Origin of the sequence: Paenibacillus sp. 37 (assembly GCF_008386395.1) — a bacterium.
Classification (GTDB): Bacteria; Bacillota; Bacilli; order Paenibacillales; family Paenibacillaceae; genus Paenibacillus; species Paenibacillus amylolyticus_B.
On the sequence record NZ_CP043761.1, the window covers coordinates 2,299,757 to 2,322,769 of the forward strand.

Consider the following 23,013-nt stretch of genomic DNA (forward strand, 5'->3'; position numbering starts at 1 on the left):
AGCGAAGCCCTGCCCGAAATGGTCCCGGTTAAGCTTGGGCGGGATCGCCGCTGAAAAGCGGTGTTCCCGGCAACAAGCGTTCCTACGCCAACCGTTACATAGCAAGACCCGACCTACCACCGATGAGCAAGACGGGAGTCCAGAGGGCAGAGCTCTCTGGGGCCCTCCCTCGGAAGGGAGGGTTTGGGTGGGTGCGATTACTACAGAGATGAGGATGAAGCCAGATGACTTATAAATTAATTGCACTTGATGTAGATGGAACATTGCTGAATGATCATCATGAACTTACCGAATGGACTCAGGAGACCTTGATCCAAGCTTCCCGTCAGGGAGCAGAGATTGTCCTGTGTTCAGGTAGAGGTCCTGCCAACACGATTCCTTTTATGGAGCAGATGGGACTGGATGGATATGTGATTACACATAATGGTGCTGTAACTGCACAGGTAGATACTCGTGAGGTGGTTCATCACTTTGCATTAGATGGACAGGGACTGGAGCCGATCATATCCTACTGTCGAACCAATGGAGTACATTTTGACATCAATACGGCATTTGGTCTGTATGTGGATCAACCAGAAGGTCTCGGGTTGCAGGTGCGTGAGATGTATTACAACTTTATGGCAGAGCCAATGAAGTTACCCAAGTGGGTTGACATGACAGAACCGCTGGCGAAGTTCACTGCATTTGGACCGATTGAACAGATGGATGCCGTGCTTCAGGAGTGGTCTACCTGGAATCTGCCTTATTATATGACACGCAGTGGTGATTTTTTTATTGACCTAATGCATCCCGAAGCGTCCAAAGGCGCTGCACTTAAAAGACTTGCCGAATCCAAAGGAATCATGCCTTCGGAGATTATGGCGATTGGCAACTACTTCAATGATATTACGATGCTGACTTTTGCGGGCAAAGGCATTGCCATGGATAACTCACCGGACGAGGTGAAAGCTGCTGCGGACGAGGTTACACTCTCCAATAATGAGCAGGGTGTGGCACACGCAATTCAAAAATATGTGTTATCCGTCTAACCTTACATCTTATATCTGAAATGCGCGCTTTCCTCATAATCTACCGTCCTTAGGGACATCCTAAGAGAATAACGTTAGGAATGGAGGAGGACACGTGATGAAATATGATGTGGAATTGGTTGCCGACCTGCGGACATCAGGTGGAGAAGTACAGGACGTGATGGTCAATGGTCAATATGCAGGCTCACTGTTCCTTGTGTTCAGAGAAGGAGATCGTTTATCTGGTAGTCTACAGATCGAGCAGGAGTCTCTGCCAGATGATACAGAGCAACGTATCGTGGAAAAAGTGCATGCCTATGTCCAATCTCTTGCAGATGCGTTGGAAGCTGCGTATTATGAAGTGCTGGTTAGTTGTGGCTCATTACATTCGGTGTTGCATAAGCCTGAGTCAGAGACAATGTGGCCGTCTGAAGAGATGAATCATGACGAAGGCAGCTATGACGATATAGACAGCAGTGGAAGTAAGGTAATACCTGTGTCACAAACCGAATCGTTTACATATGAAGATCGGGATCAGGTTCTGGAGATGGAAATGGTAAGCGCAGGACGCAGCATATCGACGTATATATTCAATGATGTCGAAGGGCAGGAACTTGCAGAAGCTTCCTTAAAACAATATGGCGCTGATGTACAAGGTGAAATACACTGGTATGACGAGCCGGAAGAGAATCAATTGGAAGCTGCGGCAGAGTTGCTGGTCAGAGAGCTGGATGAAGATATCATCGATACGATTACAATCCGCATGTGGCATCAGGGCAACGAACTCGAAACGCTAGAGTGGGTACATCGCGATTTCTCCGAGGAATTTGAGGATACCGATGAATCGGATCTGGATGAGTTGGAAGCTGCTGAAGAAACATGTTATGTCATGCTAAAGCGTAAGGATCGGGAGTTCCGGGTATATGAGCTGTTTCTTCAGGAGCGAGGTGGATTGCCTGTGGGAACAGCAACTATAGACACTTCTCATTCGGATCTTACGGGATACATTGATTACGAGGTTACTGGTACCAGCATGCAACGAAAGAATCTGGTCGAAGTGTTGATGCAGGAGTTGGACAAGGAAATGAAGTTTGACACCTTGCACCTGACGATGTTGTATCGAAATCAGATTATTGATGAAGCCAGAATAGATGGGTAAAGGGCAACCGCCTTTTACCTTTTTTTTTGTTCTCATTTTGACGAAAAATCCATTTCCCGGTATAGTACCATTAGTTTAAAAGAGATCAGGAAGCGGAGGAGAACAATGATGCACTCATTCAGGATCAATAGCGAATATATTAACGATGGTTTTCAAGCGGTTCAGGCGAATCCTGAAGATAGGGAGGATGTGATGTCGCTTCTGGTGGAGACAGCCGAATGGTTACAGAGTCAAGGTTCTTCCCAATGGAACGCTTTGCTTAAAGGTGAAGATTCACATGATACGGCAGGGGCGATTCGCCGTGGGGATGTGTTTGTATTTAAAAAGGGGGCGGACGTAGCGGGGATGGTCATTCTTTTGGTTCAGCCAAGTCCTTGGGATATTCATCTTTGGGGTTCAAAAGCTTATGCCGAAGATGGCGCAATTTATCTGCATCGGCTAGCGATTCGAAGAAAATATGCTCAGAGCGGTCTGGGACGGTCCATTTTGCAATGGTCCAGCAGCGGGATACATTTTGAAGGCAAACATACTGTTCGGTTAGATTGCGGAGCGGGCAATGCTACGTTGAACGCCTTTTACGCGCGGAACGGGTATACTTTTTTGGGAGAGACCGATGGTTACAGTACATATGAGAAGCCCGTGCAGCCACTGAGCTGAGAATTCGGACTGTCCAATGGAAAGATTGACGACAATCGCGAGGAGTTGACTGCTGGTTTAAAGATTTTGCTTCTGAGTGGCACGTTTCATGAATATGTTGTATATACGAGTTGGTGAAAAAAAGCTTAGTCAGTTTTGCTTTGAATGAGCGGTTTAAATAGCCAAAAGTTTGCAGTATCTTTCGTAATATAGATGTTCCGGCTTCACTATGTCATAATGGATACTATAGCCGTATCCAGATATAAATGGATCATGAATGAAGATGCATTGAAAGAACGTAAGTTAAAAAGGGGGAAACTAACGGTGAAATTGCTGCAGGCGCTTTTCTTTCCTCCGGAGCAGCCCGGAGGTGTATCCTCTATGATTCCGTATATGCAAGAGAGATTTACAGCCCCGAGGTGGGAAATGGATCTGTTCTCGTTGCCAAAGCGAATCCGCAACAAGGGCAGAGAGGAAGTTCATTTCGAAACGTTTGACTGGACGGAATATCAGGATAGTCCTGTTGTCCAAAAATATATTCAAACCTATCGTGATTATCTTTGGTGGACCAAACTGCGTATTCAGAAGCCTTATGATCTGATCCATGCCCACCACCCAATTGCAGGACTTGCGATGAGAACGGTTTTCCCGGATACACCCCTCATTCAGACGATTCACTCCAGTTATGAACGAGAATTAATACTTAATGGACGCATTGAAACGGATGGACCGGAGCATCGATTCCTGCTTGCGATATATGGTGAGCTGGAACACCAGGCAGAGCGTCTCTTAACGGTGTCGGATTCGTTCCGTCGTTATCTGGCGCCCTACGTGAAGGAACCTGATGTCATCGGTGTGATTCCCAATGGATTTGATGAGAAGCGGTTTAAGCCGATTCCTCATGATAATGCGATACCACAACTGGTCACGGTATGTCGGCTTGTTCCGGCGAAAGGGTTGGATATTCTTTTCAAAGCCTGTGCGGAACTGAAGGGCCGAGGTCATGATTATGTGTTACATATTATTGGAGATGGACCGATTCGTCCTGATCTGGAAGAATTGGCACAGCGATTGGGGATCTATAATGAGACCATCTTTTATGGTTACACACTGCACCCTGAGGAATTCATGCCATTCTTTGATATTTTTGTACTTCCTTCACGGGCAGAAGCATTTGGTTCCGTCTTCGCTGAAGCGGCGCTGAGTTGTCTTGCCCTTGTGGGTACGGATGTAGGTGGTATACCGGAACAGATCGAGAACGGTAGCAATGGGTTGCTTGTACCGGCAGAAGATCCTTCTGCATTGGCTGAAGCGCTTGAAAAGGTGATGCTGGACCCGGCTTATCGTTATGAACTTGCCCGTTCAGCGTGTGAAAAAGCCAAAACACATTACTCGCTCGGCAGATCGGTCAATGAGTTGAAGAAGATGTATTTACAGTTTCCCAGCAAGGCCTAAAAGAGAGAGCAAAAAGTGCGAGCCGCTGTGCTAAACAGCGGCTTTTTTTTCATGCAAAAGGAAGGCGCATGAGTGATGAATTATGGTATGAAGCAAACGGATGCTCATATTCATGAAGTACATCACCATTTATATATTTTTGCGTCCACGGAAGGCACCCCAGCGGTTTAATACCAATTTGGCTGCCCAGAACAGTGCCAAACTTCCGAAGATAGGATAAAGGATGGATAGTAGAGAACTGAATCCAAACTGACTGAGTGAGTAACACAGCAGCATAATGGTTAATGTAATGAAACGGGGATGAATGCGTATATGTTGTCTGAGTTGCAAGGTCATGCCGTAGATATCGGCAACAAATGTACTGAATATTTCCATGAAAATAAGGGATACATATACAGATTGTACTGCCCATCCAAGTTGAAAGGCAATGCTGCCCATCGGAATTTCGAATTGGATGATGCCGGGCATCTGTGCTGACATGGCAAAATGAGCTGCCATCAGCATGAAACCTACGCCAATTCCACCCAATACTCCGCCCCACTTCAGCACATTCCGACTGCGAATCTGGTTGCCAACGGGCACAAGAACAGCTTGAGCTAACGCCAGATTGAACGAACTATACAACAATGGAGACAGCCATACTTGAATAGGGTTTGAGTCTGTCGTCAATGTGATGAATCGGGAAGCTCCTGGATGATGGATGGTACTAGTGATCATGAGCAGAGATAACAGCAGCATCATGGGCACGACGATGCTATTCATTTGAAGGATAGCCTGGATGCCCCGACCGAGAAGCAGATATGTCCCTACAAGTGTGACGATCAGACCGGTCTGATAATGCAAACCTAGATGTTCGACAAAGACGGAACCTGCTCCGGCAAGCATGACGCTGTTCACGCCAATGAGAATGAGAAGGGTCACCCAGGTGATCCATTTGCCCGCCTTGGGCCCGAATAAATGTTTGTTCAGGTCCTCATAAGAGCGGGACCCGGTATCGTGAGCGATCAGCATCATTTTGGTACCTAACCAGACAAAGAGCATGGTGGATAAGCCTATGGTGACGGTGGCCCATTTGCCATACTGGGTAAAAAACTGCAAAATTTCCTGCCCTGTAGCGAAGCCGGCTCCGACAACCGTTCCGATGTATGTAAATGCGATCTGCAGCACCCGAAATGCCTGTTTCATGTGTTTCCCCTCTCAGGCCCCTGTATAGTTTGGACATGCGGGTACCATGGTACAAGGTATGCTTGACCCACGAAAGTCATGACAATCGATAATGTGCTTTGGCTTGAATTGTGTCTCAATGACAGCCCCCAGGCAATTTCGCTTGAACTTATAGATAGATATATGATACTTTTACCTCATAGGATAGGCTTGGGAGGTCAAATCATGGAATTATTGAAACAACGAATTTTACAAGAGGGTGTTGTTATCTCGGATCAAGTATTAAAGCTGGATGGTTTGTTGAACCACCAGATTGATCCTGCATTAACGATGGAGATGGGACGTGAGTTTGCTGCCCGTTTTCGTGAAAGTGGAGTAACTCGGGTAATCACGGTAGAATCCTCAGGGATTCCGGTTGCGTTTGCCGCAGCCTATGAACTTGGGGTGCCCCTTGTATTCGCCCGTCGTAAAAAAACACTTCTAGCTGATCCTGATGCTTACTGTGAACGTGTACCGTCCTTTACCAAAGGAATTGTAACTGACATTATGGTATCCCGCGAGTTCATTCATGAGAATGACCGCATTTTGTTCATTGATGATATTATTGCCAATGGAGATGCGGCTCGTGGCGTCATCAAAATTATTGAGCGTTCTGGCGCGGAACTCGTCGGATTCGGCGTTGTGGTCGAGAAAAGTTTCCAGGCAGGGGCACGCACGATTCGTGAACAGGGTATTCCGGTGGAAGCCTTGGTACGCATTCGTTCCCTGAACGATGGAACAGTACAATTTGACGATAACGAAATGTGACATTTTAAAGGAATAGGGCCTATTTTTTGAACTATGCCTTTGCATGACCGCCGATTTCATTTATAATGGGGTTATGTTAGGGAGAGGAGGCAACACCATGGGGAACCAACCGGCAACAGAACAATTTTTTAATGATAAGCTGGCGGAATCGAAAGTTCATTTTGAACGTGCCCTAGATTGTAAACATACGGAATTCGATGACCTTTATCCCTATATGATTGAACATCCTCAATTTTTCTGGTACAAACGCTATGTTGCCTGGTCAGAATTACTGACGATTGTAGGCTTGTGCGAAGAGTTGTCCTTCTCTTGGAAAGAACAATTTACATCGCATCAAGTGGAGTACCTTGAAGAACGTGTGATGTCCGCCAAAGTGCTTGATTTTTGGTTCGAGAAGAACGACAGCAAAGAGCACGCACAGCGGTAACTTTCAGTCGGGACATAATTTCGAATGACATGACAGTCTAATACAGTCACGTGAGACCTAAATGACATTTCATTTAGGTCTCTTTTTGTAAATAAATTTGGAAAATAGGAGCCATGCGAATGATTAGTGATACAGAATTGGACGCCCTGCGTCTGTCAGGTGAGAAAGTTAGAGTAGTACGGGACGAGCTGGAATCGAACGATGTAACCGGGATTGTTGTTGCCTGGGATGGCGAGCAGGTACTTATCCGACGTCAGAATCGACGTGTAGTTAAGCTGGATCGCAGTTACAAATATCAGCTGTTCAGCGAGCCGCGCCAGAGTCCACTTAGTGAGTAATAGCTTATGATTATGGCAGAGCCATGAGCGTTTAAATGTTTGGAATTACCATGATATCTTGGCATAATTGGCTCACTCGGGAGAGAAGATAGGTACAGTGAGGAAGATCTGTAACTATAAGCCGAGAGGGTGTGCTACAAGCCATGACATTGATGAATGATAAAGTTCATGCCTACAAGGATCAGATTGGAGCATTAAGCGATGTACTGCCAGGTGTGGTGAAGTCGTATCATGAGTTTACCGGAGAATGTTTCCAACCTGGCGTGATTGATGCCAAGACAAAACAGCTAATTGCGCTTGGGATTGGATTATTCGCCAACAATGAGGTATGTACCTTCTACCATGTAGAAGAAGCCCGTGCCAAGGGAGCAACAGATCAGGAGATTATGGAGACCGTTGCGGTGGCCGGAGCTGTTGGAGGAGGACATGCCCTCTCTCAGGGTGCGATGCGAGTGCAGAAGGCGCTGAATTAGTAAGCGATGCAACATACATTTTTCTAAGTACAAAAAAGGCATCCGGTTAATAACCGATGCCTTTTTGTATGTGAATTACATTTTACCTAACATTTTATCATACATAAACTGTCCAGTTACCCGACGTGCTGTTACGTAACGATCATTGAAGTATGGATTCGATAACTTCGTGACGCTTACACCTTTACTGCTGGAGGCATGAGCGAATTGTCCGCCGCCGATATATACACCTGTATGTGAAATACCTTTGCCTGTTGTATTAAAGAACACCAGATCACCTGTCCGAACATTGCTCTTGGATACTGGCGTACCTGCTTTGGCTTGTTGCTGAGAAGTACGTGGCAATTCAATGCTGTATTTGTTGAAAAGATATCTCATAAAACCAGAACAGTCGAAGCCGGCTACAGTCGTGCCACCCCATTTGTAAGGAATACCTGTCATGTTGTTCACTACGGAGTTGATACTGCTTGCCTCTGTGCTTGTTGCCCCGGATGTAAATAATACAGCTGCTCCAAAAATGGAGATAATCAGTTTTTTCAAAATCAATGTTCTCCCTTCGATGCCTACGGAGTTAGCTAAGGGTTCGGTAGAAGGTTCCCTATATTTCCTATGTATAAGAATAATTCACCCAAATTGGTTCCCCCGTTTTCAAACATGAAACTCGGCAATGAATAATTAAGTTTTTGTAACTATTTGAAACTATATTGCATAAATGCGTAATTGTCAAACCTATTTAAAACCCTTCGTAATACCTCAATGTTAGCGGAATTAAGGTTTTTATATGAAAGAAGGGATCAAGTTTGGGTACCATTCATGACAAAAACGTCATTATTGGTTCGTTTAAGACGAATTTGGATAAATAAATAGGTTTGTCATGAGTTAAAAGAACTATCCCGTTATGTAGAATTAGAGAGATTATATTCATTAAGTTGCATATATTGACAAAAATCGATTTTTTGCATATTATCTGATTATCCAATCCACATATTGGATTAAAATTGATTTTATTATGCGATAATTACAAATAAAGGAGGTTTAAGGACGCGTTTCATAAGTAAAGTAGAAGTGGAAGATTTATAAAAACGAACATAGGAGAGTGTTACATTTGAAAGCGAAGAAAATAATTACTTTTGTCCTGGCATGTACGATGGTGTTCTCAGCAGTTGGAATGGCAGTTCTCCCTGTAGGGACGGTATCTGCTGCGGATGCTTCAGGTACTACAGCGAGTATTTCTGATATTTTGAAGAACCAGCTGCCGGATGGAGGTTGGAGAAAAGATTATAAACAGACAAGTGGAGAGTGGGCGAAGTCCACGATAGACAACAAGGCTACATACTCAGAAATTAGAAGATTGGCGAAGGAATTTAAAAAGACGAATGATCCCCGATACTCCACAGCTGCAATCAAAGGGATTAACTTTTTGATCAACATGCAGTATTCAAACGGCGGATGGCCACAAGTTTACCAAAGCTCCGGATATCACAAGCATATCACTTACAATGATGATGCCATGATTAACGTAATGATCATGCTGGATGAAGTAGCAGCACGCAAAGGTGATTTCTCGTTTATAGACAGCACACTTGCTAACCGTAGTAAAAATTCAGTTGCCAAAGGTGTGGAGGCGATTTTGAATACACAGGTCGTTTCAGGTGGTAAGCTGACAGCTTGGGGACAACAACATGATTCCAGTTCCCTTAAACCAGCGAGCGCAAGAATCTACGAAGTGCCATCGCTGACAGCTGGAGAGAGTGTAACGATTGTTAAATTTCTGAAAACCAGACCTGCTAACGCTAAAATTACCGCATCCATTAAAGGAGCGGAGGCTTGGTTTAACAAGGTGAAAATTACGGGGTACAAATATGAAAGAGCTAATGGAGATAGTAAAATTATCGCTGATTCCAAAGCAGCACCAATTTGGGCACGCTTCTATGAGATAGGAACAGATAAACCAATCTTTATTGGTCGTGACGGGGTAGTTAAATACAAATTAAGTGATATTGATAAAGAAAGAAGAGGCGGGTATGCATGGTATGGCAACTGGCCTTCCAAGCTGTAATTTGTAGTATGCTTCCGTTTTAATGAACCAAACTCTTAGTAGTTAAAGGTAAAGCCTGAATCGACATGGACGTCTGGTTCGGGCTTTATTGTTATTATTTTCAGTGTTGACATGATAGATTCCACATGATATATTATTTCTTGTCGCCGATATTGATCACGGAGATACAATATGCGGTCGTGGCGGAATTGGCAGACGCGCACGGTTCAGGTCCGTGTGGGCTAACCCCCGTGGAGGTTCGAGTCCTCTCGACCGCATCTAATAAAAAGACTCCTTAAGCGTTAGCTTAAGGAGTCTTTTTTTGCATTTTTTGATATAACACTAGATTTAGTATCCAACAGGTTAGTGTTTAGCTGCACGTACAGCAAATGTCTTCCATCAGCCATACGGAACGTTTATTGTGCTGCGGTAACATTAACGCTGTCAATATTTGGTCCTTCCGATCCAGTGGTAACCACTTTCAATGTATTGGTCCCCATGTTCATGGGGACCTGTATTGTTTTTTCAACCCAAGTGGACCAGCTTCCCGTTGCCGGAAAGGGGTCGTTGCTAATGACTTTGGTTCCGTTCACAAAAATGTCGAGGTTACGGGTTCCGCTTTCCAGCGCATAACGAAACTTTACGTTTTTAGTACCTGTAATTGTGTTATTAATACCGTTCCATTGAATGGCTGAACCAGTCATCGCATTGAAGTTAACATACCCGGAGCCAGTGTAACCAGGGTAGATCGTTTCAATGGTAGCATCCGTAAGAGTTGTTCCGGTCTCGGCTTCATAAGTAGTGCCACTACCTGTATTTCCGCCGTTATTCCCGCCAGTAATGTTGGCAACAAACGTTGTTACGCTCTGAGCCGGGAGCTGTGCCGTGAAGGCCCCATTGGATACGTTAAGCGAGGCCCCGCTTGCCAGGTTGCGACTGCTGTCCGTAATCCATGAGGACACCGTGGAGGCATTACCATTTTGCAGAACGAATTTTTGGCTTGTGGCCGAAGTTCCACGGTTAATTGCTACGACAACGACCTTGTTATCCCCTTTGTAGGCAGAAACAAATGTGTTCGTATCCGGGTTTTTGGTTGCATCCACTCTGAGATAGCCAGGACGTACAAATTTGGAGAAATGGGCCATATTATATCCGCGTTTGCTTATGGTACCGTCCTCTTTCATCGGACCATACTGTCTGCGGATGTACCACCACACATAGGCCTGGAAATCACCTTCTACCATGGCATTGTGCATGTGATAGGAAACGTCTAATGCTTCAGGCCAGCGGTCTGCTGAGTTGTTGTCACTGTTCGGAACATACACCTCAGTCATCCACAGTTCTTTGCCGGCTCCTTTTTGCTTAAAAAGAGGGTAGGCAAAATTCGAAATCTGGGTTCCATACGTATGTGCTCCCAGAATGTCCATGTTGGCAAGTGCCTGCGGATCATTCAGGATGGGGTCGGATATATTCTTTAAGTACTGGAAGGATTCAGGCGCCATGACTTTGGTACCTTGGATGGACCCGGCATTTTCTTTCATGAATCGAAGGATCTCTTGTGGAGTCCACCAGGTCCAGTCATGAGCATAATCCGGTTCGTTTTGTACCGAAATGGCATACAGATCTACGCCGTTATTTTTCATGTAGGTTACAAAGTCGTTCAGATGTTGCGCATATGCAGTATATTTGTCGTATTTCAGACGTTTGGCATTGGTGTCCCCATTGCGGTTGAACGTTTCAACCATGCTGCTTGGAGGATTCCACGGGGATGCGAATACGATAGCTCCTTTTTCAATAGCCCGTTTGGCAGTGGCAACTTCACGATACCAGTTATTGGAATCTGGATCAACGTAGATCCTGAGAATTGAGAAGCCTAACTGATTCTGGTCATTACCAAAAGCAGTTTCACGTTGAGCGGGAGTCAGATCACCAATCCAGGCAGGAAGGTTAATGCCCCCAAAGCCCTTGATCAGCTGTTTTTCCGAGGACAAATTAATGTTGGCATCGCTGGCTGCTGACACATTTGTCGGGGTTAACATCAAAGGCAGGGCTGTTAAACAGGCCAAAAGAACATTAATCGTCTTTTTTAGTTTGAATTTCACTACTTTCATCCTCCTTGATAGTGGGAAATGGTTACATAGAGAAACCGTGACCAAAAAAACAAACAAGAATAGCGGATTGTCTGGCATTTATTTTATGTAAACCCTTTCAAAACCTCCTTCCATAAATCATAGGAAAGAAATGCAGCACATAAGCTCTTTCATTTGTTGATTCTACTAAATAATTCCTAAACTGAAAACCTGACAAATTACAGTATTTTTTCTAATTAATCTCTATTTTCTAACTGTTCAATGACAGTTCTTGTCTGAATGCTAAGGAGGAAACGGGAATGATGGAGATCTTCACTTGAGATAGAGGTCTTCAAGGGCGGGGATATTATCATTAAGGAAGGCTTTGGCTTACATATTCCTCCCTTCATTATCAAACAATGAGATCACAGAAGTTACAGGGGAGGGAATCATGATGAAGGTACAGAGAAAGAATTATCGATTCATTGCAGGTATCATGGCATTATTGATTGTGTTTTACGCAGGCTTATCGGCGGGAGGGCCTACAGCGGCAGCTTCAGAGTCCCCATCGAATCATAAACGGTTAGCAATTATCATCGATGACGTCGGAAATGACATGAAGGGAACGGCAGAGATTCTTGCGATGCCAGTTAAACTAACGGTAGCGGTTATGCCCTTTTTGCCAACAACAAAGAAAGATGCGATAGCTGCACATGAAAAGGGGATGGATGTGATTGTGCACATGCCCATGGAACCCAAGAAAGGAAGACCTGAATGGCTGGGCCCCGGTGCAATCACATCCAATCTAACAGATGAAGAAGTCCGCTCACGCGTGGAGAAAGCGATTGATGATGTGCCCCACGCCATTGGCATGAACAATCATATGGGTTCCAAAATTACTTCGGATAAACGCATCATGTCCATTGTGCTCGATGTATGCAAGGAGCGGGGCCTCTTCTTTGTAGACAGTCGTACGAACTTTCGCTCCGTGGTGGGGGAACTGGCCATATCCAAAAATATGCCACCTGTAGGTAATGACATTTTCCTGGATGATCAAAACTCCAAGCAACACATTCGCAAGCAACTGGACCTGGCTGCTCAGCGTGCGATCGACAAGAATATCTGTGTTGTCATTGGTCATGTCGGTCATTCAGGGATGAACACATCCGCAGTAATTCGTGAATCCGTCTCCCGTCTGCAAAATCAGGTTCAATTTGTTGGAATCGGTGATCTGGTTCGAGATGTGTGGCAATGGCAATCTGCTCCTACACTACCGACAGATAATAAATAATACCATTGGCAATGGATTGGGCGATTCGTTTTTGCTCAGCGGGGTCACTCATTCTGGCTCGATCTGCCGCATTGCTCAAAAATCCGGTTTCAACGATGACGGCAGGTTGCTTCACGTAATTCAATATATAAAAGGGCTTGCCCCATACGACCCCGTGCTCCGTTCCGTACAACTTGTTCATGGCATCCTGAATGGATTGGGCCAGCAAATAACTCCTGCCTTCTTTCTGGTGCAGTACCACCGGGCCGTGTGCTGTCGATCGGGGACTCCAGTTCGCATGAATGCTGACCACGATATCTGTACTTACTTCTTCGCTAAGGCTTTTACGTTGGGCAAGATCTCTGGTATGACGGGAGCGGCTGTTCAGCCAGCGGTTCTCATCACTAAGTGCATAATCACCCAGTCGATTGATGATAACGGCATAACCTTTGCTGCGAAGCAGGAGATAGACCTTTTGGCTAATAGCCAGATTGATATCTTTTTCCAGCACACCTTGGGCTGACGTACCACCGTCAATACCGCCATGGCCTACATCAAGCAGGATAACGGGTGCTGCAAAGGCATGATGACTTGAGCGATAAGCATCTCCATCGGTCACTGGCAACATGGATGGACTGTTCTGGGACGGGGCTGCTTTTCCATAAGCGACATGGGGCAGCATGGGAAGGCAATGGAAGCTGATTAACAAGGCTACCGAAGCGGTCAGCAGCTTATGCATGGGAATACACACTCCTTCATGAAATAGGTATCGAATGCAGATTAACGACTCGATGGATACCTTTGGCATTAGACTGTGCATTCTGAGGGTTTTCATACTTCTTTCAATAAAAAAAATGTTTAACCAGTACACATCCTGCACATAATAGAACTATCGTAAGCTCCGCGAATGTGCAGGAGCGAAGGAGGCAGATCATGGCCAAAAGTGATGAATTGGTAAAATACATTACGCAGCGGGTTGTTCATTATATCGATACGCCGAAGGATGAGCGGAAAGGCCGCACCAAAAAGAAAGAGCCGTGGGCGATGAAATGGTTTGGTATGATCCCTTTCGCTGTTTCCCTGTGGGTGGGGAAAAAGGAAAAAGAATTCGATACACAGTCTCATAAACGAAGTTCTTCGGGTAAAGGGTGACTATCGCTTACCTATTTCACTAATGTAAAGCAAAAAGACGCAATCCCTTAATAAATATGGGAAGGCGTCTTATTTGTTGTCGATGTTTATAGTTTTACACGTTATCTGACTGTATGTTAAGAATTTGCTGATGATCAAGGATTTAAGAGGTAAAAATGGCCATCTTGCTGCAATGTACTCAAAGGGATAAAGCGTTGAATGGATGATTTTCCACCTAGCGCTACATATAGAATGGACTCTGCTTCCTGATCTGTATGCCACAGCTGATAACCGCTAACGGGTAAAGGACCGCCGTATACGATATTACGATCACCCGCTGAGAAAACAATCCCTTGATTCTCCCCGTGTTGTATTACATCTTTTGCCCGGTCGGCAGCAACAGGCTTGGCGGTAATCCACAACAGATTGTCAGCCGGATTAAAGACGGGTCTGAGATAAAATGGATCGACTGATAAAGATGGCGTTGTGGACAAATCAGTTATGCTGGCAGAGATCTGTTTGGAATCAGCCTCCAGCAGGTTCAGGAACTCTGACGGTAGTACATCTCCGTTCGTAGCATCAATATAAAGTGCAGGTTGACTAGGTTGTTCCACTTTCCAATATGCCAGCAGGGGAAGAGCATAACCAAGATGAAGCTCTCCTCCGGCAGCAAGTAATGCCTCAAGGTTCACATGTTGTCGATCTAAGGCTTGTCCAAGAAGTTCATTGTTGTATGGTGACTGTTCTCCTTGACCATATTCACTAAGCATCATCTGTCCCTGTTCTGTGGCGGTAATAATCATGTATCCGATAGGTTTACCCTCAAATGCAGCTTGCACCAGCCAGCTATGTGTACCCGGCCCCAGAGGATAGAAGTCCAGGTCGGCGTTCTTCCAATTTGCTTCGGCGTTAGCCGTACCGAGTGTAACTGCTTGTTGCTCTGCAAATCGTTGCACAGCAGCGGGAGCTAGCTTGTCATTCTGGAATGCATGATGTTCGGGACTATATTCTGTGGATGATTCGGGGGACAGCGAAGACGCTTTTTGTTCCTCTGCATTGGCTATCGACCAAAAAGAGAATAGGGCAAGACAACTGAGCAAGCCCAAGGTTATACAGGTTGTTTTCCGAGCGTTGTTCCAACATGTATGAAAGAATCGTTTCAAATTTACACCTACTTTTCATTTATCCGTTACCTGAGCGGGTTCTAGTTTCATTCTAGGGGACAGGCTATGCAAAGGATGCTGCAACCTGTCGGGCAGCTGATCATGAATAAACACTACTTTTGCCAGCATTTGCAGGAAAAGTAGTGTCTTCGTCTATCTTTCGTTTATCTTAAGTGAAACATACCGCTGCTAATGGCAGTCACTTTCACTTTGGGTTCATATTGCCAGATCATCTCGGTCCGGCGTGTCTCATACTGCAGTTTCATAGCCTCACGATCGATTACCGCCTGTTTTGCTTTCTCTTCTTCGGCATCTGTCTCGGAGTCGATCGGTACTGCGGCCTCTGCCGCCAGCTCTACATCTGCTCCAATGGGTTTAGCGTTAGGTATATCCAGAACTTTTCTCAGGGGTACAGGTGGCGTGCGGTCAGAAGTGACTTTCTCCATGTCTGAGGTTATGTTACCTAGTAATTCTACCTCAGGCGTATCTTCCCGGAGTACCGCCTCATAGTAGGTGTCCAACACGTCCAGCTCCAGATCAAGCCGCTCTTGGGCTTTCTCAGCCCAGCTATAATCGAGTTCCAACAAGCGGTTCGTCAAATGAGATTCCAGAGCAGCTCCGGCATCGGATAACGAAACTTTAGCTGTCTGCACATGCATGTTCTCTGCGAGCCTTGGACTGAGATCACGTCGATTAAGCTTAGTGCCGAATTTTTCTATAATCTCACCCGAGCGAAGGGAGATGCCGAGAAAATGCAATTCCTCCCGTTTCAAATCACAGGCGAATTCTACCTTGAAACAGACACCAAGCCAAGGTTCATATACGGCTGGCGCTGTAGCGCGTAATTGCCGTTTGGGAGCCTGTTCGAACAGGTTCACGAAGGCACCGCCTTCACGGGCTGCGCCGAAAATCTGTTGGAGCCTGCGACTGCCATACACCACTTCTTCACGCAATATTCGACCTGGCCCCAGCTGTGGCAGCGATGGCGTAATACCGAAGTAACGACCCAGAATGGTATCTTTCGGTGGCTCACCTGGGGTATTCCCATTGGTTACGCCATTCGTACCCGCAGGGTCAGTTACAACCGGAGGTGATGTTTGCGCTGCTTTGGCTTCTGCTGCTTCAATGGCCTGCTGATAACTGTCAGGATCGAATATAAATGTGAAAGACATGGTCTCAGCGGGTGCTCCGGTTCGTTCCACGAACCCCCAATAATAGGGGCGATTGGTCAACGCTTTGTCCGCCTCAGGCGAGAGTTTGACTGTAACATGGGCAGGGGAACGCTCCATAATCTGACAATCCAGTGCTTCCAGATAGGTGAGAACATAAGCCTGCACTTCATGGGGGGACATGGTCATGAGTTAGCTACCTCCTTTGCGAAGATCTAACAACCCGGATACGGCAGGCCCTTCATCGGAAACCTCACGTTGAATAGAGTTCAGCGATTGTCCAAGTGAATCCATTTTGCGGCGAATATCCTCATCAGTTTGTGATTCCAGCATGATTTTGTACAAACTTTTCTCAATAGACTCCTTCTTCTCCAGCCGTTCCAGAATGACATCCAGCCCGCCGATCACCATCTCAAACATATTGATCTTCTCATGCAGCAGATTCAGAATATGTTCCTCTATGGTTCCGGTCGTGGATAAATTGAAGATGTTCACGTCATTTTGCTGTCCCAGCCGGTGTACCCGACCGATCCGCTGCTCTACCCGCATAGGGTTCCAAGGCAGATCAAAGTTGACCATATGATGGCAAAATTGCAGATTAATGCCTTCGCCACCCGCTTCGGTTGCAATCATGGCCTGCACACGCCCGCGGAAGAGATCCATCATCCAGTCTTTTTTGCCTCGATTCATGCCACCCCGGTAGGGTACAGCCGTAAGCCCATTGTTGCGGAAATAGTTTAGCAGATACTCCTGCGTGGCCCGGTATTCGGTGAAGATAATTACTTTTTCATTCATGTTCCGAACCAGCTCCATCGTTTTCTCCGCTTTGGTATTCTCCTTGATCGCTTTAATATGGGCAACGAGTTCCCAAATCTTGTCCCGAAGGGGCGAGTCCAGCGGAAGTTTCTTCGACAGATTCACCAGCGTCACGAATACAGCATCTCGACTGCTGCACACTTCACGCTGCAATGTAACAAGGGAGAGCATGCTGCTCAGATTGCCGCCAGCTTCCTGGTACTGGTCTTTAACAAAGGAAGTCACGCCATCATAAAGCGCTTGTTCTTCAGACGATAGTTGCAGATTCACGTTGGAGACGTTCCGTTTGGTAAATTGAACGGGGCCTTCGCCGCGGCGGTTACGAATCATGACTTTGGATAACTCGTTCTTAAGCTGTTCCTGATTTTTCGGAACCCGTTTGTCTACAACAAAGTTGGCCGCAAAGTCACCCTGACGGCCCAGCTGACCGGGCTTCAGCAGGTTGATCAGATTGAACAACTCGCTCATATCGTTCTGCACAGGTGTAGCTGTGAGCAGCAGACAATACTTTTTGCGCAATTTCAGCATGAACTGATAGTTGGTTGTTTTCTTGTTTTTGAGCTTATGGGCCTCGTCAATAATGATCATGTCGTAATCGGTATTCAGCAGCATATCTTTATGCGGGTCACGTTTGGCTGTATCCATGGAAGCAACAACCACTTCATTCTGCCAGGAATAGGCCTTTTTCTGGGCAATGGCAGGGATGCCAAATTTCGAATTCAACTCCCGTACCCATTGCAGCACAAGAGACGCTGGCACGAGAATGAGTACCTTGGATACGAGACCCCGAACCATATATTCTTTCAGAATGAGACCAGCTTCAATGGTTTTGCCAAGACCCACCTCATCGGCGAGAATGGCCCGGCCTGACATTTCAAATAATACTCTGCGTGCAGTGTCCATCTGGTGAGGGAGTGGAGTGAGGCCTTGCAGATGCTTGAGACATTGGATCTCGTCAAAATTGGGAATCAGATTGGTTTCTTCGGCTTGAATGCCCAGTTGGAAGAGTCGATAATCCCCCCAAGGACCTCCTTTATCCAGTCGTGATTCCAATTGATTAATCCAGCTTCGATCAAATTCCAACGGAACGGGCAGCTCGGCTACAGGTTGATTGGTGTGGTGCGGGTTTTTCCGGTTCATGGTGCTTCCTCCCCTGCCATACGTGATGACGTTTTATTCGTAGGTAATAGTATGGACGAATGAGAGGTAGTTCATAACTATACAAGTTGAACTACAGTTTATTTGCACGAACACTACGATGACAGAACAACCTTCCAATCGCTGTTATCCCCAGATTTCTTTGATTCCCTTTTCTGGAGGGGAAATCCGGTGATAAAGGCGAACGCTTCGCTTTTTCAGGTTTTTTCTGTCCTCTCCGTTGATGTGCAAATGATTAGTTTAACTTATATTGAACCCAGAAATTTAGTAAAGGCACATGTTTTTTTGTCCCAAAAAATTCACAGGTTTTGTATGCGTGAGTCTAAGGGTGTGTGAAGAAGCTTGTCCGAGCAGGAGAGTCTAAAAAATAAGGTCTGTGATAAAAGTCATATAGAAAATCAATATATGGTGTAATATACTGGTTTTATATCACTATATGTGGTGTTTCATCATAATTTGCTTTTATAGTGAAAATGGAGCTTTATACCGGGGAGGTTGAATGTAGCGATGAAATCGAACCAACGATCGTACCAATTAGAAGGACTCAGCGAAAAAATATTTCTGGACCGATACGCCTGGAAGGATGCTGACTCGAATCATGCCAAGGTCGGAGATGTGGTACTGGTATTAACAAAGGATGATCCCAAGTTCCCAACCAAGGAAGTGGGCGAAATTATAGAACGTCAGGGTCAGCTCGTACAAGTAAGGACTCGAAGCGGAGAGATCATCGAGACCAGCGTGGAGAAACTGACACTCAACATTGAAAAAACACCGGAAGAGATGTGGAGCCGGCTTGCCAAAGCCATGGCCTCTGTTGAATCCACAGCAGATCAGCGGGCAACGTGGGAGTCCAAGTTCCGTTCCGTTTTGGAGGATTGGAAGTTAGTACCCGGAGGGCGTATTGCTGCGGGAGCGGGGGCAAGCGATGAGCTGACACTCTTTAATTGTTATGTCATACCGTCTCCGCAGGACAGTCGGGGTGGCATCATGAAGACCTTGACCGAGATGACGGAGATTATGGCACGTGGGGGAGGCGTGGGTATTAATCTGTCCTCGTTGCGTCCTCGCCGAGCGGTGGTGAAAGGTGTTAACGGATCATCCAGTGGTTCCGTATCGTGGGGCGGATTGTTCAGTTATACGACAGGACTGATTGAACAGGGCGGAAGCCGGCGGGGTGCGCTCATGCTGATGATGAATGACTGGCATCCGGATGTGCTTGATTTTATTACCGTGAAACAAACGATGGGGCAGGTGACCAATGCCAATCTGTCTGTATGTGTGAGCAACGCCTTTATGGAGGCTGTCAAGCAGGACGGAGATTGGGATTTGGTTTTCCCCGATACGAACGATCCTGACTATGACACTGTATGGAACGGGGATATGCAGCAATGGAAAGCCGCAGGTCATTCGGTGGTGCACTATCGTACGCTTAAGGCGCGCGAAATCTGGCATACCATTATTGAATCAGCCTGGAAATCGGCAGAGCCTGGTGTGGTATTCATGGAGTACTATAACCAGATGTCCAACAGCTGGTACTTTAATCCGATCATTTGTACTAATCCTTGCGGTGAACAAGGCCTGCCTGGCTGGGGTGTATGTAATCTGTCAGCGATCAATCTGTCCAAATTCTATGATGAAACAAATCATGATGTGGCATGGGATGAACTGGCGGAAACCACTCGCATCTCGGCTAGATTTTTGGACAATGTCATTGATGCAACACCATATCATTTTGAGGAAAACAGACTGAATCAGCAGCGTGAACGCCGGGTGGGGCTTGGCACGATGGGACTGGCAGAGCTGATGATTAAGCTGCGTATAAGGTACGGCAGTCCTGAATCCCTTGAATTTCTCGATAAACTGTATGGGTTCATGGCGAAGGAGGCCTATCTGGCATCGGCAGAGATTGCAGCAGAGAAGGGAGCTTTCCCGGCTTTCGAAGCTGAACCGTACTTACAGAGTGGATTCATGAAAAACATGGTTGCGAGATACCCTGAAGTAGGAGAGGCCATTCGGAAACAGGGCATTCGAAATGTCACACTGATCACACAGGCGCCAACGGGAAGTACAGGTACGATGGTGGGCACATCAACAGGGATTGAACCGTATTTCGCCTTCAAGTATTTCCGTCAAAGCCGTCTAGGTTATGATGAACAGTTCGTACCGATTGCGCAAGAGTGGCTGGATGAACATCCGGGTGAAGCTTTACCAGACTATTATGTGACTGCGATGGATCTGTCGGCTGAGAATCACATCCGGGTGCAGGCTGCGATCCAGCAATGGGTGGATAGCTCTATCTCGAAGACGGCCAACTGTCCGGCTGATTTTACGGTGGAGGATACAGCTGAGCTGTACGAACTGGCCTTCGACCTTGGCTGTAAGGGAGTAACGATATATCGCGACGGCAGCAGGGATGTGCAGGTGTTGTCCACGTCGAAGAAGGAAGAGAACAAGACCGAAGATGTAGATTGGACATTAAATACTAACTTAAAGACACTTCATGATGTGTCAGTTAGTGAATTGACGAATAATGCTGAAGGGCAGGCAAGTGATGGAGCTTCCAATAGCGAGGTTGATGTTGAAACCCATACTTCAGTTGAAGTCCCTTCTTCTGCTACAGTGTTGGATAAACAATACAGAAGCCGTCCTCAAGTACTGCGCGGTGCGACATACAAAATCAATACGCCATTCGGGATGGCTTACATTACGATCAACGATCTGGAGGGAACGCCGGGTGAGATCTTCCTGAACGTGGGCAAAGCGGGATCGGACGTGTTTGCCATGGCTGAGGCACTCGGTCGAGTATGCTCTCTGTTCCTGCGATACGGAGATCATGGGCACAAGGTTGAACTGTTGATCAAACATCTCAAGGGAATTGGTGGTTCGGGAGCGATTGGCTTCGGAGCCAACCGGGTGGAATCGATTGCTGATGCCGTCGCCAAAGCATTGGAAAGTCATGTACAGAGCGATGTGCAGGAGAACGAAACTAGAGCATTACAAGAACAGAATCAAGTGGAGAGCACGTATCCAAAAGTGGAAGATCAGAAAACCTTTGCCGAATCGAGAGATTTATGCCCTTCATGTGGCTCCGCATCCCTGATGAATGTGGAAGGTTGCAAAACATGCAGCAACTGTGGGTACAGTAAGTGCAATTAAATACCTTCGAAAAAAGAGAAAAAGAAAGGCACTCCTGACTCCATTACGAAGTCAGGAATGCCTTTTCGTCATTTAGCTAACTAACACCAATCCTGGCATCGATCTGCAAGTGATTGCAGTTCATTAAATAAAACGCCAGCATGGTAGCCGTCGCACACGGCGTGATGTAACTGAACGGATAAGGGAAGATATACTTGATCGTTTTGTTGAACATATTTCCCCATCGTGAAAATAGGCAACAAGTAGGTTCCCTCATTGTAAATATTCAGATTAAATCCAGTAAAGTTCACCCAGGGAATGCTGGAAACGGGAAATGTATTTGGCGGTTCATTGGGTTTGGCAACAAATTGTTTGTGATCTTTGTAATTCTTCATATCTTCCAGATAACGAATGTGGAATGTCTCGAAATCTTCATGGAATGTCGTCCAGATCGTTGAGAAACTCTTGTCGTCCTCATGAAAAATCGTATAACTCGGAGACATTTCCTCCCAGTAGCCCAATCTCCCCCCGGCATCAAAACAGGTTCGGAATTCCCTGTGTGCATTGACGACCGTAGAGATCATATGAATAAGAGCGGGATAGAACTTCAATCCTTTAAGCTTCAGTTCGTTGATCAATAGAGTGATATCCAGATTAGCAGTTATGCTGTAAGTACATCTGACCTGATTCAAGTAGTGGTCAAAGTATGGCTTTCGATCCCACTGATCTAACACGATTGAATTAAACATAAGTTATAACCTCCTAAATTTGAATATTGCCTTCATTTAGGAGGTATATTTGACTGATTTGACCATATCCTATCACATTCCCAGTATCGTATTTTTAGAAATTGACCATCTCAGTATAACATGATACTGAATGTGTCGCTTATAGCGAAATCCTCTGCAAAACGCTTTTTCAACCAGATTTTTTACTTTATAATTAAAGTTGTGTTTATAACGAAGAAGAGAGGGGATTAGATGCATCAGCCGATAGAAGAACCCATATTTTATTCTTATCCTGGAATGGTAGCGGTGGTGACTTCACGTCATGAGGGAGTTCAGAATGTGATGGCGTCCGGATGGCATACATACATCGGATCATCACCAGGCGTATATGGCATCTCCCTTCGTAAGGAAACATACTCCTATGAACTCATTGAGAAGAGCGGCGTATTCGGTGTTCATTTCCTGCCAGGTCATCGATCGGAGTGGATTCAAGCTGCAGGAACGTTCAGTGGGAGAGATACGGACAAATTCACAAGATTCGGCATTCCGTATGAGGAAGGAATCAAGGTAAGTGTACCCATTTTGACAGATGCTTATTTTGCTTATGAATGCAAGGTTATGGAGATTACGACATATGGTGACCATGAATGGATTACAGGCGAAGTATTGCAGCGATATCAGGATCAGAAGTACTTTCTGGAGAATGGAATGGTTGATCTGGAGAAGTTGCAAATCCCAATGTACACAGGGCGTTCAGCATACCGGATCATGGATGCGAGGACAGAAGAAAAGATTCACCCGTTCCACCTCTAGGGTCCTAGGCAAGAAGAAGCAATTATGAGCAAAACTTTCAATCCGGTCTGACATAGG

At 45.8% G+C, this 23,013-nt stretch carries 21 protein-coding genes, 1 tRNA gene and 1 riboswitch; of the genes, 14 read left to right on the plus strand and 8 right to left on the minus strand.

Translation table 11 applies throughout. From position 1 onward, the window contains the following. The first annotated feature begins 224 nt into the window (after positions 1-224). From F0220_RS10440 to F0220_RS10455, 4 genes are all read left to right on the plus strand, one after another. Complete coding sequence (locus F0220_RS10440) at positions 225-1,028, plus strand: Cof-type HAD-IIB family hydrolase (RefSeq protein WP_105598127.1); 804 nt, start codon at positions 225-227, stop codon at positions 1,026-1,028. A 97-nt stretch (positions 1,029-1,125) separates the two neighbouring features. After that, positions 1,126-2,166, plus strand: coding sequence for a hypothetical protein (locus tag F0220_RS10445; RefSeq protein ID WP_105598128.1), 1,041 nt, complete (start codon positions 1,126-1,128; stop codon positions 2,164-2,166). A 108-nt stretch (positions 2,167-2,274) separates the two neighbouring features. Further along, the gene (locus F0220_RS10450; RefSeq protein ID WP_105598129.1) at positions 2,275-2,823 is read left to right on the plus strand and encodes a GNAT family N-acetyltransferase; all 549 of its coding nucleotides are present in this window, start codon (positions 2,275-2,277) and stop codon (positions 2,821-2,823) included. A 303-nt stretch (positions 2,824-3,126) separates the two neighbouring features. Next, positions 3,127-4,257, plus strand: a complete 1,131-nt coding sequence (locus tag F0220_RS10455) for a glycosyltransferase family 4 protein (RefSeq protein ID WP_091017490.1) — start codon at positions 3,127-3,129, stop codon at positions 4,255-4,257. Positions 4,258-4,386: 129 nt separating this feature from the next. Here the strand turns inward: F0220_RS10455 and F0220_RS10460 are convergent, their stop codons facing one another. Next, on the minus strand, positions 4,387-5,442 hold the full coding sequence (locus F0220_RS10460; RefSeq protein WP_091017489.1) for a YkvI family membrane protein: 1,056 nt from the start codon (positions 5,440-5,442) through the stop codon (positions 4,387-4,389). Between the two features lie 204 nt (positions 5,443-5,646). Here F0220_RS10460 and F0220_RS10465 point away from each other — a divergent pair, with 204 nt between their 5' ends. From F0220_RS10465 to F0220_RS10480, 4 genes are all read left to right on the plus strand, one after another. Then, positions 5,647-6,228, plus strand: a complete 582-nt coding sequence (locus F0220_RS10465; RefSeq protein WP_036609617.1) for a xanthine phosphoribosyltransferase — start codon at positions 5,647-5,649, stop codon at positions 6,226-6,228. 97 nt (positions 6,229-6,325) lie between these two features. After that, positions 6,326-6,655 carry a hypothetical protein gene (locus F0220_RS10470; RefSeq protein WP_105598130.1) on the plus strand — a complete coding sequence of 110 codons (330 nt, stop codon included), beginning with the start codon at positions 6,326-6,328 and terminating at the stop codon, positions 6,653-6,655. 119 nt (positions 6,656-6,774) lie between these two features. Further along, positions 6,775-6,993, plus strand: coding sequence for a hypothetical protein (locus F0220_RS10475; protein WP_091017488.1), 219 nt, complete (start codon positions 6,775-6,777; stop codon positions 6,991-6,993). Between the two features lie 143 nt (positions 6,994-7,136). Further along, positions 7,137-7,466, plus strand: a complete 330-nt coding sequence (locus F0220_RS10480; protein ID WP_091017487.1) for a carboxymuconolactone decarboxylase family protein — start codon at positions 7,137-7,139, stop codon at positions 7,464-7,466. A 75-nt stretch (positions 7,467-7,541) separates the two neighbouring features. Here the strand turns inward: F0220_RS10480 and F0220_RS10485 are convergent, their stop codons facing one another. After that, positions 7,542-8,006 (minus strand): C40 family peptidase, encoded by a 465-nt coding sequence (locus tag F0220_RS10485; protein WP_105598131.1) that lies wholly within the window; start codon positions 8,004-8,006, stop codon positions 7,542-7,544. 5 nt (positions 8,007-8,011) lie between these two features. Beyond that, a riboswitch (cyclic di-AMP (ydaO/yuaA leader) is annotated at positions 8,012-8,143 on the minus strand. A 419-nt stretch (positions 8,144-8,562) separates the two neighbouring features. Here F0220_RS10485 and pelA point away from each other — a divergent pair. Continuing rightward, positions 8,563-9,525, plus strand: coding sequence for a pectate lyase (gene pelA, locus F0220_RS10490; protein WP_036609609.1), 963 nt, complete (start codon positions 8,563-8,565; stop codon positions 9,523-9,525). A 173-nt stretch (positions 9,526-9,698) separates the two neighbouring features. Next, a tRNA-Leu gene (locus F0220_RS10495) sits at positions 9,699-9,782 on the plus strand. Between the two features lie 138 nt (positions 9,783-9,920). On the opposite strand, the gene F0220_RS10500 is transcribed toward F0220_RS10495, so the two are convergent. Beyond that, positions 9,921-11,615: a glucuronoarabinoxylan endo-1,4-beta-xylanase XynC gene (locus F0220_RS10500; RefSeq protein ID WP_374954373.1), complete on the minus strand. Its 1,695-nt coding sequence runs from the start codon at positions 11,613-11,615 to the stop codon at positions 9,921-9,923. Positions 11,616-12,069: 454 nt separating this feature from the next. On the opposite strand from F0220_RS10500, the gene F0220_RS10505 reads away from it, so the two are divergent. Then, the gene (locus F0220_RS10505) at positions 12,070-12,864 is read left to right on the plus strand and encodes a divergent polysaccharide deacetylase family protein (RefSeq protein WP_374954386.1); all 795 of its coding nucleotides are present in this window, start codon (positions 12,070-12,072) and stop codon (positions 12,862-12,864) included. On the opposite strand, the gene F0220_RS10510 is transcribed toward F0220_RS10505, so the two are convergent. Then, entirely contained in the window at positions 12,839-13,582 is a 744-nt protein-coding gene (locus tag F0220_RS10510; RefSeq protein WP_105598134.1) for an N-acetylmuramoyl-L-alanine amidase family protein, read from the minus strand. The genes F0220_RS10505 and F0220_RS10510 overlap by 26 nt on opposite strands. A 194-nt stretch (positions 13,583-13,776) precedes the next feature. On the opposite strand from F0220_RS10510, the gene F0220_RS10515 reads away from it, so the two are divergent. Beyond that, positions 13,777-13,995, plus strand: coding sequence for a YqzE family protein (locus F0220_RS10515; protein ID WP_105598135.1), 219 nt, complete (start codon positions 13,777-13,779; stop codon positions 13,993-13,995). 134 nt (positions 13,996-14,129) lie between these two features. Here the strand turns inward: F0220_RS10515 and F0220_RS10520 are convergent, their stop codons facing one another. The 3 genes from F0220_RS10520 to F0220_RS10530 form a co-directional block, all read right to left on the minus strand. After that, positions 14,130-15,080 carry a hypothetical protein gene (locus tag F0220_RS10520; RefSeq protein ID WP_149846495.1) on the minus strand — a complete coding sequence of 317 codons (951 nt, stop codon included), beginning with the start codon at positions 15,078-15,080 and terminating at the stop codon, positions 14,130-14,132. Between the two features lie 221 nt (positions 15,081-15,301). Next, entirely contained in the window at positions 15,302-16,495 is a 1,194-nt protein-coding gene (locus F0220_RS10525) for a YqhG family protein (RefSeq protein ID WP_223199909.1), read from the minus strand. Between the two features lie 3 nt (positions 16,496-16,498). After that, a complete protein-coding gene (locus F0220_RS10530; RefSeq protein ID WP_149846496.1) occupies positions 16,499-18,262 on the minus strand; it encodes a DEAD/DEAH box helicase in 1,764 nt (587 codons plus the stop codon). A gap of 525 nt (positions 18,263-18,787) precedes the next feature. Here F0220_RS10530 and F0220_RS10535 point away from each other — a divergent pair. Further along, positions 18,788-21,436 (plus strand): adenosylcobalamin-dependent ribonucleoside-diphosphate reductase, encoded by a 2,649-nt coding sequence (locus F0220_RS10535; RefSeq protein WP_149846497.1) that lies wholly within the window; start codon positions 18,788-18,790, stop codon positions 21,434-21,436. Between the two features lie 80 nt (positions 21,437-21,516). Here the strand turns inward: F0220_RS10535 and catA are convergent, their stop codons facing one another. Further along, entirely contained in the window at positions 21,517-22,164 is a 648-nt protein-coding gene (gene catA, locus F0220_RS10540; protein ID WP_149846498.1) for a type A chloramphenicol O-acetyltransferase, read from the minus strand. Positions 22,165-22,395: 231 nt separating this feature from the next. Here catA and F0220_RS10545 point away from each other — a divergent pair, with 231 nt between their 5' ends. Continuing rightward, a complete protein-coding gene (locus tag F0220_RS10545) occupies positions 22,396-22,956 on the plus strand; it encodes a flavin reductase family protein (protein WP_149846499.1) in 561 nt (186 codons plus the stop codon). Positions 22,957-23,013 lie beyond the last annotated feature (57 nt).

Excerpts from the sequence above, each read along its gene's own strand:
- F0220_RS10440 (WP_105598127.1), top strand. The coding sequence starts at position 225 with ATGACTTATAAATTAATTGCACTTGATGTAGATGGAACATTGCTGAAT.
- F0220_RS10445 (WP_105598128.1), top strand. The coding sequence starts at position 1,126 with ATGAAATATGATGTGGAATTGGTTGCCGACCTGCGGACATCAGGTGGA.
- F0220_RS10450 (WP_105598129.1), top strand. The coding sequence starts at position 2,275 with ATGCACTCATTCAGGATCAATAGCGAATATATTAACGATGGTTTTCAA.
- F0220_RS10460 (WP_091017489.1), bottom strand. The coding sequence starts at position 5,442 with ATGAAACAGGCATTTCGGGTGCTGCAGATCGCATTTACATACATCGGA.
- F0220_RS10465 (WP_036609617.1), top strand. The coding sequence starts at position 5,647 with ATGGAATTATTGAAACAACGAATTTTACAAGAGGGTGTTGTTATCTCG.
- F0220_RS10470 (WP_105598130.1), top strand. The coding sequence starts at position 6,326 with ATGGGGAACCAACCGGCAACAGAACAATTTTTTAATGATAAGCTGGCG.
- F0220_RS10475 (WP_091017488.1), top strand. The coding sequence starts at position 6,775 with ATGATTAGTGATACAGAATTGGACGCCCTGCGTCTGTCAGGTGAGAAA.
- F0220_RS10480 (WP_091017487.1), top strand. The coding sequence starts at position 7,137 with ATGACATTGATGAATGATAAAGTTCATGCCTACAAGGATCAGATTGGA.
- F0220_RS10500 (WP_374954373.1), bottom strand. The coding sequence starts at position 11,615 with ATGAAAGTAGTGAAATTCAAACTAAAAAAGACGATTAATGTTCTTTTG.
- F0220_RS10505 (WP_374954386.1), top strand. The coding sequence starts at position 12,070 with ATGGCATTATTGATTGTGTTTTACGCAGGCTTATCGGCGGGAGGGCCT.
- F0220_RS10510 (WP_105598134.1), bottom strand. The coding sequence starts at position 13,582 with ATGCATAAGCTGCTGACCGCTTCGGTAGCCTTGTTAATCAGCTTCCAT.
- F0220_RS10515 (WP_105598135.1), top strand. The coding sequence starts at position 13,777 with ATGGCCAAAAGTGATGAATTGGTAAAATACATTACGCAGCGGGTTGTT.
- F0220_RS10525 (WP_223199909.1), bottom strand. The coding sequence starts at position 16,495 with ATGACCATGTCCCCCCATGAAGTGCAGGCTTATGTTCTCACCTATCTG.
- F0220_RS10530 (WP_149846496.1), bottom strand. The coding sequence starts at position 18,262 with ATGAACCGGAAAAACCCGCACCACACCAATCAACCTGTAGCCGAGCTG.
- F0220_RS10535 (WP_149846497.1), top strand. The coding sequence starts at position 18,788 with ATGAAATCGAACCAACGATCGTACCAATTAGAAGGACTCAGCGAAAAA.
- catA (WP_149846498.1), bottom strand. The coding sequence starts at position 22,164 with ATGTTTAATTCAATCGTGTTAGATCAGTGGGATCGAAAGCCATACTTT.
- F0220_RS10545 (WP_149846499.1), top strand. The coding sequence starts at position 22,396 with ATGCATCAGCCGATAGAAGAACCCATATTTTATTCTTATCCTGGAATG.